The organism is Priestia sp. ST2 (genome assembly GCF_055810735.1).
Genome location: NZ_JBVVNT010000003.1, coordinates 706280 through 724375, shown reverse-complemented (window position 1 = coordinate 724375; position 18096 = coordinate 706280). Strand labels below are relative to the sequence as shown.

Annotated in this window: 19 protein-coding genes and 1 riboswitch; of the genes, 10 read left to right on the top strand and 9 right to left on the bottom strand. The window is 36.8% G+C overall.

Annotation, left to right across the window (positions count from 1 at the left end; all coding sequences use genetic code 11):
• The first annotated feature begins 241 nt into the window (after positions 1–241).
• Positions 242–343: riboswitch (purine riboswitch) on the top strand.
• A gap of 137 nt (positions 344–480) precedes the next feature.
• The 5 genes from AC0KUU_RS16085 (at position 481) to bioA (ending at position 6233) form a co-directional block, all read left to right on the top strand.
• The gene (locus AC0KUU_RS16085) at positions 481–1674 is read left to right on the top strand and encodes a NupC/NupG family nucleoside CNT transporter (RefSeq protein WP_013055534.1); all 1194 of its coding nucleotides are present in this window, start codon (positions 481–483) and stop codon (positions 1672–1674) included.
• Positions 1675–1989: 315 nt separating this feature from the next.
• Positions 1990–3426: an amino acid permease gene (locus AC0KUU_RS16080; RefSeq protein ID WP_043980305.1), complete on the top strand. Its 1437-nt coding sequence runs from the start codon at positions 1990–1992 to the stop codon at positions 3424–3426.
• Between the two features lie 136 nt (positions 3427–3562).
• Entirely contained in the window at positions 3563–4126 is a 564-nt protein-coding gene (locus tag AC0KUU_RS16075) for a biotin transporter BioY (protein ID WP_322551747.1), read from the top strand.
• A gap of 30 nt (positions 4127–4156) precedes the next feature.
• Complete coding sequence (gene bioD, locus AC0KUU_RS16070) at positions 4157–4879, top strand: dethiobiotin synthase (protein ID WP_322551748.1); 723 nt, start codon at positions 4157–4159, stop codon at positions 4877–4879.
• Positions 4860–6233: an adenosylmethionine--8-amino-7-oxononanoate transaminase gene (gene bioA, locus AC0KUU_RS16065; RefSeq protein ID WP_043980301.1), complete on the top strand. Its 1374-nt coding sequence runs from the start codon at positions 4860–4862 to the stop codon at positions 6231–6233. Before bioD ends, bioA begins: the two co-directional genes overlap by 20 nt.
• Before the next feature lie 158 nt (positions 6234–6391).
• On the opposite strand, the gene AC0KUU_RS16060 is transcribed toward bioA, so the two are convergent.
• The gene (locus tag AC0KUU_RS16060) at positions 6392–6574 is read right to left on the bottom strand and encodes a YolD-like family protein (RefSeq protein WP_043980299.1); all 183 of its coding nucleotides are present in this window, start codon (positions 6572–6574) and stop codon (positions 6392–6394) included.
• Positions 6575–6950: 376 nt separating this feature from the next.
• Here AC0KUU_RS16060 and AC0KUU_RS16055 point away from each other — a divergent pair, with 376 nt between their 5' ends.
• Positions 6951–7616 carry a TerC family protein gene (locus AC0KUU_RS16055; RefSeq protein WP_016763134.1) on the top strand — a complete coding sequence of 222 codons (666 nt, stop codon included), beginning with the start codon at positions 6951–6953 and terminating at the stop codon, positions 7614–7616.
• A 340-nt stretch (positions 7617–7956) separates the two neighbouring features.
• On the opposite strand, the gene AC0KUU_RS16050 is transcribed toward AC0KUU_RS16055, so the two are convergent.
• On the bottom strand, positions 7957–9225 hold the full coding sequence (locus AC0KUU_RS16050; RefSeq protein ID WP_013081860.1) for a dicarboxylate/amino acid:cation symporter: 1269 nt from the start codon (positions 9223–9225) through the stop codon (positions 7957–7959).
• A 147-nt stretch (positions 9226–9372) separates the two neighbouring features.
• Positions 9373–10431, bottom strand: a complete 1059-nt coding sequence (locus AC0KUU_RS16045) for a DctP family TRAP transporter solute-binding subunit (RefSeq protein WP_043980297.1) — start codon at positions 10429–10431, stop codon at positions 9373–9375.
• A 108-nt stretch (positions 10432–10539) separates the two neighbouring features.
• On the opposite strand from AC0KUU_RS16045, the gene AC0KUU_RS16040 reads away from it, so the two are divergent.
• The 4 genes from AC0KUU_RS16040 (at position 10540) to gdh (ending at position 14690) form a co-directional block, all read left to right on the top strand.
• Entirely contained in the window at positions 10540–12108 is a 1569-nt protein-coding gene (locus AC0KUU_RS16040) for an ATP-binding protein (protein ID WP_043980295.1), read from the top strand.
• Positions 12109–12120: 12 nt separating this feature from the next.
• Positions 12121–12807, top strand: coding sequence for a response regulator (locus AC0KUU_RS16035; protein WP_043980293.1), 687 nt, complete (start codon positions 12121–12123; stop codon positions 12805–12807).
• A 219-nt stretch (positions 12808–13026) separates the two neighbouring features.
• Positions 13027–13887, top strand: coding sequence for a RhaT/GlcU family sugar-proton symporter (locus tag AC0KUU_RS16030; RefSeq protein WP_028407570.1), 861 nt, complete (start codon positions 13027–13029; stop codon positions 13885–13887).
• A gap of 17 nt (positions 13888–13904) precedes the next feature.
• Positions 13905–14690 carry a glucose 1-dehydrogenase gene (gene gdh / locus AC0KUU_RS16025; protein ID WP_043980290.1) on the top strand — a complete coding sequence of 262 codons (786 nt, stop codon included), beginning with the start codon at positions 13905–13907 and terminating at the stop codon, positions 14688–14690.
• Positions 14691–14722: 32 nt separating this feature from the next.
• On the opposite strand, the gene AC0KUU_RS16020 is transcribed toward gdh, so the two are convergent.
• The 6 genes from AC0KUU_RS16020 to AC0KUU_RS15995 all read right to left on the bottom strand — a co-directional run bounded on the left by AC0KUU_RS16020 (position 14723) and on the right by AC0KUU_RS15995 (position 17841).
• On the bottom strand, positions 14723–15301 hold the full coding sequence (locus tag AC0KUU_RS16020) for a ferric reductase-like transmembrane domain-containing protein (protein ID WP_322551749.1): 579 nt from the start codon (positions 15299–15301) through the stop codon (positions 14723–14725).
• Entirely contained in the window at positions 15276–16199 is a 924-nt protein-coding gene (locus AC0KUU_RS16015) for an FAD:protein FMN transferase (protein WP_043980285.1), read from the bottom strand. Before AC0KUU_RS16015 ends, AC0KUU_RS16020 begins: the two co-directional genes overlap by 26 nt.
• A gap of 12 nt (positions 16200–16211) precedes the next feature.
• Positions 16212–16622, bottom strand: a complete 411-nt coding sequence (locus AC0KUU_RS16010; RefSeq protein WP_342314839.1) for a hypothetical protein — start codon at positions 16620–16622, stop codon at positions 16212–16214.
• A gap of 191 nt (positions 16623–16813) precedes the next feature.
• Positions 16814–17284: a DUF2178 domain-containing protein gene (locus AC0KUU_RS16005; protein ID WP_013081869.1), complete on the bottom strand. Its 471-nt coding sequence runs from the start codon at positions 17282–17284 to the stop codon at positions 16814–16816.
• Positions 17274–17492: a helix-turn-helix transcriptional regulator gene (locus AC0KUU_RS16000; RefSeq protein ID WP_013081870.1), complete on the bottom strand. Its 219-nt coding sequence runs from the start codon at positions 17490–17492 to the stop codon at positions 17274–17276. Before AC0KUU_RS16000 ends, AC0KUU_RS16005 begins: the two co-directional genes overlap by 11 nt.
• A gap of 148 nt (positions 17493–17640) precedes the next feature.
• Complete coding sequence (locus tag AC0KUU_RS15995; RefSeq protein ID WP_370881275.1) at positions 17641–17841, bottom strand: YolD-like family protein; 201 nt, start codon at positions 17839–17841, stop codon at positions 17641–17643.
• Between the last annotated feature and the right edge of the window lie 255 nt (positions 17842–18096).

Here is an 18096-nt window from a genome sequence, read left to right as displayed (position 1 = left end):
TGAAAGGCGAAGTAGATATTTAAACATACTCATCAAAGAATCAATTTCTTTGTTTCAAAAATAGGAAAATAATTGAGTTAAAAGAACGGTTAAATTCACTTTTTTTGTGTAATTTTCTTATGAGTAGTTCAAAAGGAGTGATAAATAAATAGAATTTTCATACCAATTTTATTATTCCGAAAAACTTTTAAAGTGTTGATTATTAAAAAAATAAAGGGTAGAATTTGTTCATATCAATTGAATACAGCTAAGATTACGATCTTGTATATTATCAGTAATATGGTCTGATAGTCTCTACCTAGTAACCGAAAAAAACTAGACTACAAGAAAGTTTGGATATAAGCAGCAAAAAGAAGGGCGTATTCTCATGAGTACAGTCTTCTTTCAAAGCTCTTACTTTTCATACTTTCTGTTATTGTCAGAATTTATGAAAAGTAAGAGCTTTTTTGTTTTTCAAATACACACCTGGGAGTGGCTTGCATGTACTTTTTATTAAATTTATTAGGCGTTTTTGTCGTAATGGGTGTCGTCTTTTTATGTTCTCCTAAAAAGAAAGAGATAAAGTGGCGTCCAATTGCTTCACTGCTAGTCGTTGAAGTCCTCATTACTTGGTTTATGTTAGGAACTTCAATTGGAACATGGATTATTAATAAGATTGCTTCGTTCTTTACTTGGCTAATTTCCTGTGCTAACGATGGAATTGCTTTTGCGTTCCCATCCGTAATGGGAAATGAAACGGTTGACTTTTTCTTCAGTGCATTACTGCCTATCATCTTTGTCGTGACATTTTTTGATATTTTATCTTACTTTGGTATTTTAACGTGGATTATTGATAAAGTAGGCTGGGTCATTTCGAAAGTTTCTCGTTTGCCTAAATTAGAAAGCTTTTTCGCTATTCAAATGATGTTTTTAGGAAATACGGAAGCATTAGCGGTTATTCGTAATCAGCTTTCTGTGTTAAAAGACAACCGTTTGCTTACGTTTGGAATTATGAGTATGAGCAGTATTAGCGGATCTATTATCGGTGCTTATTTAACGATGGTTCCCGCTACGTACGTGTTTACAGCAATTCCACTGAACTGTTTAAACGCGCTTATTTTAGTGAGCTTATTGAATCCAGTTCATGTTACAAAAGAAGAAGATATGATTTACGTACCGCCAAAGTCGGAGAAAAAAGACTTTTTCTCTACCATTTCAAACAGTATGTTAGTCGGAATGAACATGGTTATTGTTATTTTAGCGATGGTTATTGGATATGTAGCTCTTACATCTGCGCTTAACGGTATTTTAGGCGTTATCGTAGACGGCTTGACTGTACAAAAGATTTTCTCTTATATCTTTAGTCCATTCGCATTTTTACTAGGGCTAACGGGACATGATGCAATGTACGTAGCTCAGCTGATGGGTATCAAGCTAGCAACAAATGAATTCGTGGCAATGATGGATTTGAAGAAAAATCTAGATACACTTCCACCGCATACGATTGCAGTTGCTACAACATTCTTAACATCTTTTGCTAACTTCAGTACGGTGGGTATGATTTATGGGACGTATAATTCTACTTTATCAGAAGGTAAATCAACGATTATTGGAAAAAACGTATGGAAACTGCTTGTGAGCGGTATCGCTGTTTCGTTATTAAGTGCTATGATTGTTGGATTGTTTGTTTGGTAAAAAGTTAAAAAAGCTGTGCTTTCGTCTTAGAAAGCACAGCTTTTTTCTTGTTGCATCACCTATTCATTTGCAGAAAAATGGTTATGAATATCCACAGTAAAAGAAAATCACACTATTCAAGAAAAATTCATTTTACTTTTGCAGAAAAACATTTTAAATCTAGTGAGCATTATGTTAAGATTACAAAAGGCTGTTTCATTTAAATTGAGAACACCGCATAAATATGTAAGTAAATATGCATAGAAAACAAAGGTTTATTAATTTTTTTCTAGGTAATATCTCGTAATAAATAGGTTGAAAGGAAATGTCGTTAATATGATAGAAGGACAACAGCAAACAAATGAATTAAAAAAGACGATGAAAAGCAGACATTTGTTTATGATTTCGCTCGGCGGGGTTATCGGTACAGGTTTCTTTTTAGGAACAGGATACACGATTAGCCAAGCAGGAGCGATTGGAGCTATCCTTTCGTTTATCGTAGGTGGCTTCATTATGTACTTAACAATGCTTTGCTTAGGGGAACTTGCAGTAGCAATGCCAGTTTCCGGTTCGTTTCAGACATATACAACAAAATTTATTGGCCCTGGTGTTGGTTTCGCTTTTGGATGGTTATATTGGTTGGGCTGGGCTGTAACGGTTGCATTAGAATTTTTGTCAGCAGGTCAGCTTATGCAAAGATGGTTTCCTGATTCTCCTGTATGGATCTGGTGTGCTATATTTGCCCTTTTATTATTCTCATTAAATGCACTGTCAGCTAAAGCGTTTGGTGAAGCGGAGTTTTGGTTTGCCAGCATTAAAGTGTTAGCTATTATTTTATTTATCGTGCTTGGTGGAGCTGCTATGTTTGGTTTTCTTCCATTAAGTAATGGAGACAGCGCACCGCTTTTCTCTAATTATACAGCTCACGGTGTGTTTCCTCACGGAATTAGTGCCGTGTTGATTACCATGATTACAGTTAACTTTTCATTCCAAGGCACGGAGCTTATTGGTGTAGCGGCTGGGGAAAGTGAAAACCCAGACAAGACTGTACCAAGAGCAATTAAACAAACGGTATGGAGAACGCTTGTATTTTTTGTACTAGCTGTAGCTGTCTTAGCGGGTATGATTCCGCTTGAAAAAGCAGGCGTAGTTGAGAGTCCATTTGTTGTTGTATTTGACCAAATTGGTATTCCATATGCAGCAGATATTATGAACTTTGTTATCCTAACGGCACTGTTATCTGTAGCTAACTCAGGTCTTTATGCAGCAACGCGTATGCTGTATTCATTGTCAAAAGATAACATGGCAAGTTCAGCTTTCATGAAAGTAAATAAACGCGGTGTGCCGATGAATGCCCTGCTTTTAACATTAGGCATTGCGCTTTTATCTTTACTTTCAGGATTCTTTGCTCAAGAAACAGTATTTGTATGGCTCATTTCTGCAGCGGGTTTAGGTGCACAAATCGGCTGGATTACGATTGCTGCATCACTGCTTGCATTTAGAAAAAGATATATAAATCAAGGAGGGCAAATCGAGGATTTAAAATTTAAAGTCCCTCTTTACCCAGTATTACCTTTAATCGCATTAGTATTAAATACAATCGTATTGGGAAGCATGGCATTTGATGCAGAACAGCGAATGGCACTGTATGTCGGTATTCCACTAGCGCTGCTGTTTTATGTTTATTATCACGCACGTGTAAAAAAGAAAGTTGATTTATCTATCAGCCGTCAAGAAGTGCAGCTTAAAGACGACAAAAAAGTAATTTTATAAAAATCAAAAGACGCAAAAGCTCAGTTTTTTGCGTCTTTTTTTATTGTTTATTTGTAAACTTAAAATAAAATTAAGTTGACAAATAAAAAGAAATTATTGCAAACTTAAAGCAACGAAAAGAGAAAGGAGGGTGAATATGAAACCGAAAACAATGGCGTATGTTTCCTTATTTGCAGCTTTAACGGCGATTGGTGCATTTATAAAAATTCCTATTCCCTACATACCGTTTACTCTTCAAATTGTTCCTGTTTATTTAGCCGGTGCGCTGTTAGGTCCGCGTTTAGGTTTGTATAGTCAGCTATGCTACATAGGTATGGGGTTAATCGGTGCTCCGGTTTTTGCAGAAGGAGGAGGTTTAGGGTATATCTTCAAACCAACGTTTGGCTATTTAATTGGCTATGCTATGGGTGCATTTATGAACGGATACCTTATTCAAAAATATGACTTAAAGAAACCTTTTTCTGTTTTTTTAGCTAATTTATCTACGTTAGCTATTGTGTACGCAGTCGGCTGCTTCTGGCTTTACGGAGCAATGAAATGGATAATTGAAAAGCCTCTTTCACTGAGTGATACACTTCTTTTTGGAGCTGTTTTGCCAATGCCTGGAGATCTTTTGTTATGTATTTTATGTTCAGTGCTGATTCACCGAATGCAGCCTCAATTTAGTCGTTTGTCATCAAAGCGGGTCAAAGCGGGGTAACTAAGACATAGAAAAAAAGGAGAGAAAAAAATGGGCAAAGCGTATTTTATTACGGGAACTGGAACAGATATTGGAAAAACCCTGGTTACAAGTATTTTGTATAAAGTACTTGGTCGTCTAGGAATAAAAACGACAATTTGCAAACCATTTCAAACCGGCTATCAAGACGAAATTGGAGGTTATCCGGATATTCACTGGTTTGAAACAAGGCTCGGAGTAGCAGATACAGGTATTTATCAGTTAAAGCCGGAGACGTCTCCTCATTTGGCTATTGCACTGAGCAACAAGCAAGTAGAGCCTTCAATCGTCTTAAAACGCATTAATGAATTAAAAAAGAAATTTGATGTAGTGCTCGTGGAAGGAGCAGGAGGCCTTGCCGTACCTTTAATTGAGGAGGAAACAACGTTCTATATGACAAAAGATTTGATCATAGATGCACAAATGCCGGTTATTGCTGTTGGAACAACGGGATTAGGAGCTATTCACGATGCGCTTTCTACCTTTTCATATGCAAGTGAGCATCACCTTAAAATCAACGGACTCATTTTTAATCGTTTTAATCACAGCATTATCATTCATAACGATAATGTTCGAACGATTGAAAAGCTGCTTCAAATATCATCTTTAATGACCGTTCCAGTATTCACACATATCGATGAAGAGTTAGATGCATATATTGAGAAAATGATGAGGCAAAAAAGTGTTATTCAACATATTCAGGAGGTGTTTGACTGTGCCGTATCAAAAAGCTGAGCTGGAGAAATGGGATAAAGAATATGTATGGCATCCGTTTACGCAAATGAAAGCTTACCGTCAATCAAATCCTCTTATTATTGAAAGAGGAGAAGGAAGCTATTTATATGATGTAGAGGGAAACAAATATTTAGACGGATACGCTTCTCTATGGGTGAACGTGCATGGACATAATGATCCGGAATTAAATACAGCTTTACATATACAAGTGGAAAAATTAGCGCATTCTACGCTGCTTGGATCCGCAAACGTTCCATCTATTTTGTTAGCCAAAAAGTTAGCGGAAATTACTCCTGGCAGCTTATCGAAAGTCTTCTACTCTGATACAGGCTCCGCCGCTGTCGAAATTGCGTTGAAAATTGCCTATCAATATTGGCAAAATCTCGACTCTGTAAAGTACAAAAACAAAAGTAAATTTATCTCATTGAATGAGGCATATCACGGAGATACAATTGGGGCAGTCAGTGTGGGAGGCATGGATTTATTTCATCGCATCTTTAAGCCTTTGCTGTTTGAACGAATTCCCACACCTTCTCCTTATACTTACCGTATGGAAGGATTTGAAACGGAAGAGCAAGCTTCAGCTTACTGTATTCACCAGCTAGAGAAGCTCTTGCAGAACAAAGGAGAAGAAGTAGCTGGGTTGATTATTGAACCGCTTGTGCAAGGAGCAGCGGGTATTATTACACATCCTCCCGGTTTTTTAAAACAAGTAGAGCTGCTGTGCAAAGCGTACGGGGTATTGCTGATTTGTGACGAAGTAGCAGTTGGATTTGGACGAACAGGAACGCTGTTTGCATGTGAACAAGAAGATGTTGTACCGGATATTATGTGTGTAGGAAAAGGGATAACAGGAGGGTATATGCCGCTTGCGGCTACGTTAACAAGCGAAAAGATATTTAATGCTTTTTTAGCTCATCCAGATGAAAATAAAACCTTCTTTCATGGACATACGTATACGGGAAATCAATTAGCCTGTACAGTAGCGCTTAGAAATATTGAACTGATAGAAGAAAGAGAATTAATCCGTAGTGTAAAAGAAAAGGAAAAAGTTTTTAAACGTTATCTATTAAAGCTTTATGAGCTGCCTAACGTGGGAGACATTAGACAAAGAGGATTAATGGCAGGAATCGAAGTTGTGAAAGACCGCCAAACAAAGTCTATTTTTGAAGATAAAAAAGTTATGGGAGACATCATTTTAGCGGCTCGCCAAAAAGGTTTAATTATTAGAGAGCTAGGTCCTGTGATTACGATGATGCCTATTCTTTCAATGACAAACGAAGAATTAAAAACAATGGTTGAAATTGTATATGAATCAATTAAAGAAGTAATTGCACGTCATACAGTGAGTTAAATAAAAAGATGATAGGACAAAAGTATTTTATGTTAAAAAAAGATCCGAACGATAAAGCGTTCGGATCTTTTTATGGTTATGGTAACGTGAATGTACTCTATTTAGCCGCTTCTAGCGGTTGATTGGTGTAGTTATCTCTCAATCTCTTCTTTTTTTTATCAATAAATATTTTTAATACTTGATAGGCGAAGTGATCGTACATTCTGATTTTCATCTTTTAATAGAAGAGTTTGTTCGAGTAAGTTTAAGTTTTGAATATAACCTTTTACCGTTTGAACAAAACCGTTGTTTTGATAGTTAATAGTTAATAATTTATTTGTTTTTAGCGCTTTTAAAATCATACCTATTTTCTCCTTTCTTATATCGTAGCTGACGAAAAACTACAAAATAACGAAGAAGCATTGGAGGCTTGTATTATTTATAAAAGTCACTCTATTTTTTATAAATGCTCTCCTGCTATTAATAGTAGAGAGTGATGGTGAAAAATAGATGAAAGATAAAGGATAAGGTTTGATTTATTGTAATGAACTGACTTTTCCTTTACAAATACCTATTTCAAATTTCTTTTTAGTGATAAAATACTGTTAGTGAAATAACTACTTCTCTCCATTAAAGGGTAAGAACGGGTTATGTTGATAGAGTTTTAGTTCTCTATTTCTAGTAATGAAATAAGAGATAGAGAAATAGACTAATAAAAATCAATCAAGGAGTTTTTTTATGGATCAGAGTTTTATTTTAAATCTTTTAGAAATTTTACTGATTAACATTGTACTGAGTGGCGATAACGCAGTCGTGATTGCTTTAGCTTGTCGGAATCTTCCGGACGAGCATCGAAACAAAGCGGTTGTTTTCGGTACATTAGGAGCGGTTGTACTACGTGTAGGGCTAACATTTGTCGCTGTATATTTATTAACAATTCCATTTTTAAATTTCATCGGAGGCCTGCTTCTTCTATGGATTGCTATTAGTCTTTTAAAAGGTGAAGATGATGGAGATATTAAAGCGAATTCAACTCTAGCAGGTGCTATTAAAACAATTATTATAGCGGATCTTGTTATGAGTTTAGATAACGTAGTAGCGGTTGCGGGTGCGGCTAACGGCAATATTCTACTCATTATCCTTGGTCTTGTTATCAGCATTCCGTTAATCATTTGGGGAAGTCAGCTTTTAATGAAAATTATGGAAAAATTCCCGATTATCATCATTGCCGGAGCAGCGCTTCTTGGCTATACTGCTGGTGAAATGATTTTTAAAGACAAAGCGGTGGGACACGTATTAGAAGGGTTGAATCCGCATTTGCATACGATTATTCCTATTTTGTTAGCTATTTTAGTTGTGGTTGTTGGGAAACTTAGCGGACGTTCTAAAAAAGAAACGCATTAATAATAAAAAAAGTTTGGGACAAAAGTATTTAAGATGAAGTGAAAAACGAACCACTAATCAATTTTGATTAGTGGTTCGTTTTTTTTGTGGTGAACGTAGGCTTCATTTGTTTAGATCCTTCTAGCAGTTGATTGGAGGACAAGGCGAAGACTCCTGCGGGAAAAGCGGAACAGATGAGACCCCACAGGAGCGTACGTGACGAGGAGGCTCATCGGCCGCCCGCGGAAAGCGAAGTCTTGTACGGAAATCAACTGTGGTGTCATAAGCGGTTCAGCTCATGTATCCCATTTATTCGTCTTTAGATTGGATTCATTTCGCTATGTCTCAACTTCTTTTTTTATTACTTAGCTAATGGAGGTGCGGAATTAACGTCTTGTACTGTTTCTACAGGAGGATGAAATTCATTTTCCATTTTCGATACAACTACAGTTGCTACACCATTTCCAATTAAGTTTGTAATGGCACGAGCTTCCGACATAAAGCGGTCTACCCCAATTAACAGCGCGATTCCTTCAACTGGAATCATCGGGAATGCAGCAAGCGTAGCTGCTAGTGTAATAAATCCAGAGCCAGTAACTCCGGCAGCTCCTTTAGACGTTAGCATTAAAATACCAAGTAGCGTAATCTCTTGCATTAACGACAGATCGACTCCATACGCTTGAGCGATAAAGATAGCAGCCATGGATAAGTAGATTGCTGTTCCATCTAGGTTAAATGAGTAACCAGTTGGAATGACAAGTCCTACTACAGATTTTGAACATCCGTACTTCTCCATTTTGTCCATCATTTTTGGCAGTGCAGATTCCGAAGAAGACGTACCTAATACAAGTAGAATTTCTTCTTTAATAAAAGCAATGAATTTAAAAATATTAAATCCATAAATCTTAGCAATGGTTCCAAGTACAAATACAATAAATAAGAACATAGTAATGTAAACAGATCCCATTAAGAAACCGAGTTTTTGAAGAGAGCCTATTCCAAAGTTACCGATCGTATAAGCCATCGCTCCAAACGCCGCAATAGGTGAAAGTTTCATAATCATATTAACAATGCCAAAGAAAATATCTGTACAGCGTTCAAAGAATGTAATGACAGGAGCCGCTTTTTCGCCGAGTGTAGCTGTAGCCATTCCAAATAGTACGGCAAAGAATAAGATTGGCAATAATTCACCATTTGCCATTGCGCCAAATACGCTGTCTGGAATAATTCCCATGATAAACTCCATAAAGCCATGCTCCGCTTCAGCTGCTTGCTGCGTATATTGAGTAACATCAGCTCCGCTTGCGCCATTGATATTAAAGCCAGCCCCAGGTTTGATAAAGTTTACAACGATAATTCCAATTGCTAAGGCAAAAGTAGTGACAATCTCAAAGTATAAAAGAGCTTTACCTCCAATTCGTCCCACTTTCTTTAAATCTCCCATGCTTCCGATACCGATGACCACTGTTAAGAAAATAATTGGGGCAATTACCATCTTAATTAATTTAATGAAGATATCAGCCAATACTTTTAATTTAGCTCCAAATTCAGGAAACATGAAGCCAATTGCAATACCGAGAAGGATACCGATAACAACTTGAACAGTTAGATTTTTAAAACTTAATTTCATACGTAATGCTCCTTTCGAGAATGTTTTTTTGTTAACGCTTACATTATTCTTATCCTTATATTAACTGATAATTTTAACTATTTATATTTCTGGTGATAATGTTCTTTTTGGTCATTTTGGTCAAAAAAAGTGATGAACATATAGTCATCACTTTTTGCTTTCGATATTTTTTATTTGTTGAATGATATCAAGCGTTTGTTTTGTTGCATTGTTTTCAAACGATTGATAAAGAGAGCTAAACTGTTTTTTCCATTCGGATTTTTGTAAATCATTTAAGTAATAAACGCGCATGCCAGACTTATTTTTTATTTGCTGCAGCTGTTCATCGTTCATCATTTTTGATTGAGTCCAAATCCAGTTAGTTGTTTCTACCATTGCATCACTTAATAGTTGTTTTACATCTTCAGGGAGGCTGTCCCAATACTTTTCATCCATTAAAACAGCGTAGCCCAAGTATCCATGGTTGCTGATGGTCATATATTTTTGCAGCTCGTACAAACGTTTTGAATAAATATTAGAAATGGTATTTTCCTGTCCATCAAATTCCTGTCGTTCAAGGGATTGATATACTTTATTAAACGAGACAGCCTGAGGCTTGGCGCCAAGAAGTTCGAATTGTTTTTTGATTACTTCACTTGGCATAATGCGAAACGTTTGACCTTGAAAATCTGCTGGATGGAGCAAAGGTTTCGTATTGCTAGTCATTTGTTTAAAGCCGTTGCTCCATAAAGCAAGCCCTTTAATGTTTTTCTCTTGCAGCGTACTCAACAAATCCTGTCCGATTTTACCGGTAAACACTTGTTTTGCTTCGCTGTAATCATCGAAAATGAAGGGAAGATCAAAAAGCTGCCACGTAGGGGAGAGGTCGCTTAGCTTTGAAATGGAAGGTGCAATCATTTGTACATCATTTCGGCGAAGGGCGGCAAGTTCTTCGTCGTCTGAATACAATACGCCGTTTGAATATACTTCAATTTTAACTTTACCATCCGATTTTTGATTAACGATTTCAGCAAATTTTTGGGCGGCTAAGCCTTTTGGAGTATTTTCAGCTACCACGTGGCTAAAATTAATCACAATTTGCTTATTTAATCCTTTTTGCTCATCGTCATGATACACATTATCCTGATTTATAACCGTATACTGCAAAAAAACATAGATCATCAAGAAAACGCTAACAATGATACTTGCCCCTATAAACATCTTCAAAATGTCCAACCCCGCGATTCAATAATTTTTCTCTACAAATATTCTAACACGCAATTTCTCAACGTGGTAAAATTAAAATAAACTTCAATCAGCAGTAGGTGTTCCGCTATGATGCGCTTATCGATGCAAACGAAAATGACGGGGTTAATCTTTTTTATCGTGGCCTTTTCGTTGTTTTTAGCAAGTATCGTGGTGATTAATAATTTTGTACAGTCAAAAGAAAATGATTTAGAGCAGAGGGCTTTAATCACTTCGAGAACAGTTGCTGAAATGCCTGAAATTCGAGAAAAAATTGAAAAAGATAGTAAGAACATTAATCAAATTGTAGAGCCCATTCGCATTATTCACGGTGCTTATTATGTAGTGGTTATGAATATGAATCATGAACGTTTGTCTCACCCTTTGCAAAGCATGATTGGAGAAATCTCTAAAGGAGATGATGAGGGACAGGCGTTTGCAGAACATACCTATACCGATAAAGCAAAAGGAGAAGGAGGAATGGTCATTCGCTCTTTTGTGCCCGTTGTAAACGATCAGCATGAACAAGTAGGAGTGGTTGTCTCAGGCTATCTTCTTCCGAAATTTACAGAGGTCATTTTAAGTTTAAAAAAAGAAATCTTTCTTATCTCAGGTCTTGCTCTTTTTTTTGGAGGATGGGGAGCGTGGGCGCTTGCATCTCGTATCAAAAAAGAGATGTTTGAGCTTGAACCTCATGAAATTGCTCGTTTGTTCGTAGAACGAACGGAGACCTTTAATGCCATGCATGAAGGAGTCATTGCCATTGATAAAGAGGAGAACATCACTATTTTTAATCATAAAGCGAAAATTATGATGGATGTACCCGATGAAGTAATTGGAAAAAAGATCTATGATGTGATTCCAGATACAAGGCTTCCAGAAATTCTGCAGCTTAATCAGCCTGTTTATAATCGAGAGCTTCAAGTTCGAAATTTGAATATTTTAAGCAATCGTGTGCCGATTAAGGTTAATAATCACACAGTCGGTGCGGTCGCTATTTTTCAAGACAGAACGGAAGTTAAAAAATTAGCTGAAGAGTTAACAGGAGTTAAATCATTTGTAAGCGCTCTTAGAGTTCAAAACCATGAATACATGAATAAACTTCATACGATTGCAGGGCTTATCCAACTTGGAAATAAAGACAAGGCTCTTCAGTATGTTTTTCAAGTGTCTGAACAGCAAGAAGAGCTCACCCAATTTCTTCATAAGCATATTAAAGATGAAAGTATATCGGGATTGCTGTTGAGCAAAGTCAGCCGTGCCAAAGAACTTGGAATTGAGTTAGCTATCGATCGCCACAGCGAGCTTCACTCATTTCCTCCTTACTTAGATCATCATGATTTTGTGATTATTATTGGTAACTTAATTGAGAACGCTTTTGATTCGTATCAACATATGGAGCGTCGTGAACGGAAGATCTATATAAGTATGGAACAAAATGATGGCATTCTTTCTATATTAGTTGAAGATAACGGGTGTGGTATGAATGAGGATCAAGTAGCGAGAATCTTTGATGAAGGTTTTTCAACCAAAGCAAAGGAAAATAGAGGAATTGGTTTGCATTTAGTAAAACAAATTGTTGAAAAAGGAAACGGTCAGATCGAAGTAGAGTCAGAATTAGATGTTGGAACGACTTTTATCATTACATTCTTTTTATAGGGGGAGTGGGAAATGAATAAAAAAGAATGGACCGTGCTTCTCATAGAAGACGATCCTATGGTACAAGAAGTGAACCGCCAATTTATTGAACAAGTTGAAGGGTTCATCGTTATCGCTGCAGCTTCGAATGGTTTAGAGGGGGTACAGCTCATTAAAAAACATCAGCCTGATTTAACGATTATTGATATGTATATGCCTAGTCAAGATGGCTTAACTACCTTACAGCAAATTCGAGCAAATGGTTATAAAACAGACGTGATAGCAGTTACGGCTGCAAGTGATATTGAAACCGTACGCAAAGTTCTTCAATATGGCGCTGTTGATTATATTATGAAACCGTTCAAGTTTGAACGAATGAAGCAAGCACTTGAGCAGTATCGTTCGTTTCAAGTTAAAATAAGTCAAAAAGAACATATTACTCAGTCTGAATTAGATTCTATGCTGTTTCAGCAATTCGAAGAAAAAGCCGATTTGCTTCCAAAAGGGCTAAATGCGGTTACGCTAAGGAGGATACAACAATATCTTTCCGAACAAAATCATCCAATTTCTGCTGAAGAAGTAGCGGACGGTGTAGGAATTGCGCGTGTTACAGCAAGAAGGTATTTAGAGTTTTTAGAACAGGAAAACGAGCTGAAATTATCAGTTGAATACGGCAGAGTGGGGAGACCTATTAATCGCTATATGTTAAAAATAAATTAAATGATACAGAACAGCTTTTATTTGGAAAAGCTGTTTTTTTGCGTTAGAAAGTATATCTTTTTCTCTCCTAGAACAAATTAAGGTATACAGTTTTCGCTATCCAAAGAATATTTCGTGCGGTCATTAATTCATAAAATGTCCCTGAAAAAGGATTAATGGCGGAAAAATTGGGGAATATGCACTTTGACATTTAATTTTAGCACAGGAAGGTTTTGAAACATGGACATATTTTTAGCTGTCTTACCAGCCATATTTTGGGGAAGTATTGTGCTTTTCAATGTGAAACTAGGCGGAGGACCTTATAGTCAAACACTTGGAACCACATTGGGAGCTTTGATTTTCTCCATCGGTATTTATATTTTTGTACACCCTACGCTTACACCTTTAATCTTTGGGGTTGGAGTTGTATCGGGGCTATTTTGGGCAGTTGGACAAAGTAATCAGTTGAAAAGTATTGATTTAATTGGAGTTTCTAAAACGATGCCTATTTCAACTGGGCTTCAGTTAGTTTCCACTTCATTATTTGGAGTAATTGTGTTTCACGAGTGGTCTACAAAAACTTCAATCATTCTTGGTGTGCTCGCTCTTATCTTTATTATTGTAGGGATTGTTTTAGCATCACTTCAAAGCAAAGAAGAGAAAGAGGCTGAAGAAGGAAAAGGAAACTTCAAAAAAGGAATTGTTATTTTATTAATTTCAACCGTTGGTTATTTAGTTTATGTTGTAGTAGCCCGTCTATTTAATGTAGACGGATGGTCGGCTTTATTACCTCAAGCGATTGGTATGGTTATTGGAGGAGTATTGCTGACGTTTAAGCATAAGCCATTTAATAAATATGCAATTCGCAACATTATCCCAGGTCTTATTTGGGCCGCTGGTAATATGTTTTTATTCATCTCACAACCTAAAGTAGGCGTAGCGACAAGCTTTTCGCTTTCCCAAATGGGAATCGTCATTTCAACATTAGGCGGGATCATTATTTTAGGTGAGAAGAAAACGAAGCGTCAGCTAGTTGGGATTATTATTGGAATTATACTGATCATCATAGCAGGAGTCATGTTAGGGCTCGCCAAAAGCTAACTAGGAGGGTATTAACAATGTATAAAGATTTAGAAGGAAAAGTAGTTGTCATAACAGGTTCATCTACCGGTTTGGGAAAATCAATGGCGATTCGTTTTGCGACAGAAAAAGCCAAGGTAGTTGTGAATTATCGTTCGAAAGAAGAAGAAGCTAACAGCGTTTTAGAAGAAATTAAAAAAGTTGGCGGAGAGGCAATTGCCGTTAAAGGTGACGTAACAGTTGAGTCTGACGTGATCAATTTAGTTCAATCTGCTATTAAAGAATTTGGAAAGTTAGACGTTATGATTAATAACGCAGGAATGGAAAATCCGGTTTCATCTCATGAAATGTCTTTAAGCGATTGGAATAAAGTCATTGATACGAACTTAACGGGAGCATTTTTAGGCAGCCGTGAAGCGATTAAATATTTTGTGGAAAATGATATTAAGGGAACAGTTATTAACATGTCGAGTGTTCACGAGAAAATTCCTTGGCCATTATTTGTTCATTACGCAGCAAGTAAAGGCGGAATGAAGCTCATGACCGAAACACTTGCATTAGAATACGCTCCAAAAGGTATTCGTGTAAATAACATTGGACCGGGAGCAATTAATACACCGATTAACGCTGAGAAATTCGCTGATCCTGAGCAGCGTGCAGATGTAGAAAGCATGATTCCAATGGGATACATTGGAGAGCCGGAAGAAATTGCAGCGGTTGCTGCATGGCTAGCTTCTTCAGAGGCAAGTTATGTAACAGGGATTACACTCTTTGCTGACGGCGGTATGACACAGTATCCATCATTCCAAGCAGGACGCGGATAAGAAAAAACGCACTCTATGATAGAGTGCGTTTTTTAGTTTTCCTGAGCTTTTTTTTGGTTCTTAGGAGCTGACTGGTGTTGAAGTCGTAAAAAAAGAAAAATCAAAATGATGCAGCCAGTGATGCTGTACATCCCAAAAATAAGCGGTTGCTGTGTATCTGTTCCAGAAGTAATGCCGTGATACAGTGCGAGCAAATAGCCTGGAAAAGCAAGAAAATGAATGGCTTTCCATGTTTTTCTCCCCAGCTGTTTTATAAAATCGGATGTGATAATCAGTACGAATAAAATGTAGAGTGAAATAGTACCAAGACCTGTGCTAATTGGTTTGTAATCGGAAGTGAATGGAATTAAAATGTCAGAAAGTGAAAAATGAATCGATTGATCAAATGATAAAACAAGTCCGTGAATCATGCCAAATAATAATCCGAACCACCCTGATGATTGATGAACCCGCAAAAGCTGTTTTTTTCGTTTTGGTTTAAAAAATGAAAAGCTGTGAGAAATGCCAGCGGCAACCGATACAAACATGAGCAAATAAGAAGTTAAGCCGGCTGCCCGAATGGTATTCCAAACGGGAAAGTGGGCACTAAATTGCGCGAGGAGAGTAGCCATAATGGTATACCTGACCTTTCACATTTTTTTCGATTAACACTTCGCCTTCTTTTGTAACCGCAATTACCTCTAAAGAAGGGTGATGCATTTTAGCTAATCTTAATCCGGCGTCCCATCCGAGAATAAGCATGCATTTTGCATAGACTTCAGAAACGGTCAAGTCTTCTGAAACAACCGTTACTTGCAGAAGCTCTGATGAACTAGGCTTGCTGATTCTGCCATCAATAATATGATGGTGAGTGTGTCCGTTTACTTTCCACAATCGCTTGCCCACACTGCTTGTGGCAATGCCGCTGTTGCTCTTTACTTTAATACTCATGAGATTTTTTGATAAATCAAATGGATGAGAGAGCGCAATAGACCAGTGCTTGCTAGCAGGCCCCCACGTTACAATATCACCGCCTCCATCGATTGCACCAAGTGAAGTTCCTTTTTTCTTTAATTGATTCGCCATTTGCTGAATGCTCCAACCTTTTGCGATTCCGCCTAAATCCAGACCGACATTAGAAGCAAGCTGAATACTTCTCATTCCTTTGTGAATCATAATAGGGTTAACAGCATCAAAAGCTGCTACTTCTTGAGGAAGCTGATTGTTAGGCAGTTGTTCAAAGCTTTGGTCATATCCTAGAGTTTGAATAGAGTGATACAGAAATGGGTTGAAAATCCCGTTTGTCTCATTGTGATAGTAAGAGGCTGTTTTTACAGCTTCATACAACATTTTTGACGGTAAAAATAATCTTCCGTTCAGCGAATTAAGCTGTGAAAGCTCGCTTGTTGGAAGAAAGCGGCTTAGGGTTTCTTCTACAAGATAACACCAGCTCTCCACTTTTTGGCTGACAAGTGTTTCAAGCTCATATACATTAAATTCGGTATTCATTGCTTTAAATGAGTAGCTCATTATATCACATCCTTAAGAAGGTCTTGATTGCATAGAAGAATCATCGTTATTGCCCCAATTATCCTGACTATTTCCAGCATCATCATTAGACCACTGATCTTGCTGGCTACTTGAATCATCGTCTGACCACTGATCACTTTGCTCACTAGAATTGTCATTTGACCATTGATCTTGCCCGTTAGTTCCATTGTTCGTATTGGAACCAGATCCTGAATCTGGAAATAGATCCGTCTCATCTTCCGTTTGAGTTTGAGATGAATTATCGGCTGATGCATCGTTATTTAGTGCTGGAGCTGTTGAATTTGTTTGATCATATTTTTGAGAAAGTCCTATAAAAGTGGTAAATGCAGCAACGCTCGATAAACCAACCATCCATTTTGTCCATTTATTAGCTGCCATTGATATGCTCCTTTTATCTTTCATATTTTGCAACTGAACACTGAAGAAAAACTGCAGTGGAAGGTAACATACATCGTTCAATTGTTATAGTTCAATATAGACAGAGAAAATGAAAAAATAGTGAAATAGATGTAGGTCGGATTATTTTTGTGGGGGAATTGAGTGAATTATTAGATTAAAAAAGGGTTGTTCTTTTTAGAACAACCCTTTTTTAATCACCGATAAATCTTACTAATTGATACGTAATAAACCGTTAACTGTACAAGAGAAAGAAGCAAAAGAACGGCAATGGGATAGAAGCTAAAAGAATTAGGTAATAGCGGATAAAAAGCTATTAATATAGCACCTATAGGAATAGAAAATAGGAGGAAAACAAAGGCTTTTTTGCAAGCTTCTGCTGTTATCATCTTTTCACGTTCATCTTCTTCTGCAAATTCAAAAGGAAATAATAAAGGCGAAACGTTCTTCGTCTTTTTACGCGCGCGGTAGTAAAAAAATGAGACAATTAAAAGAACAATTAAAGAAGCAAAAGAGCCTATAGACATAGTAATTTCCCACGGAGGCTCAGGGTCGGTCATAACTTCACTAAATTGAATATTTAGGCTTAAAAAATCATATAAAAACCAACCTACGCACAACAGGGACACTACATTCAACAAATAAGATTTAATAACATTACTCAACATTTTTCTCCTCCTTTTGAAGTGTAAAAACATCTTCCATTTTTAATTGAAAGACATCACAAATTGTTAAACCAAGTAGTAGGGAAGGAACGTAATTTCCCTTTTCAATAGCTGCAATGGTTTGGCGAGTGGCTCCAACTTTTTCAGCTAAATCTCCTTGCGTATATCCATGTTTAGCTCTAAGCTCTTTTACGTGATTAATAAGAGTCAATATGATCACCCGCTGTCTTTTTAATGAATTTGTTAAGTTGATTTAACATTATGTAAAGTTAATTTAACACCAATTGGATAATTTTTCAATAGTTTATGGATAAAAAATACAAAAAAGATCCTAGAAGAATTCTTCAGGATCTTTTTTGTTAATAAATTTCTTTAATGCCAGACAAACGAATGGAAAAAATGTTTTGTTTTTCATCTCGTAGGGAGAGGGTTTGGTCGGTTAGGTTTAAATTTTGGATTTTTCCTTTGAAGGTTTGAAGCAGGCCATTTTCGTAATAATTCACGGTTACATGTTTGTTTTTCTTTAACGCTTTTAAAATCATTAATTCATCTCCTTTCATGTGTGCATCTGTTATGAAAAGAAAGCTGTGGCTTAAGCATAAGAATGTGGAGAATGCTCAAGGCAGAATTATTATTATACAGCAAGATGAGAATAGTTTGTATATAAATTGTGAAAAAATGCACAAGTTTGCAGTACGGGTGTTGCAACAGAGTACAGTATATGAGGGAAGAAGGGGTTTTATGATAAAAAAGGTGATTTTAGTTTATTTATTTGTGGGTATTAGGTAAACTAGTAGATGAATTTAAAGAATCTA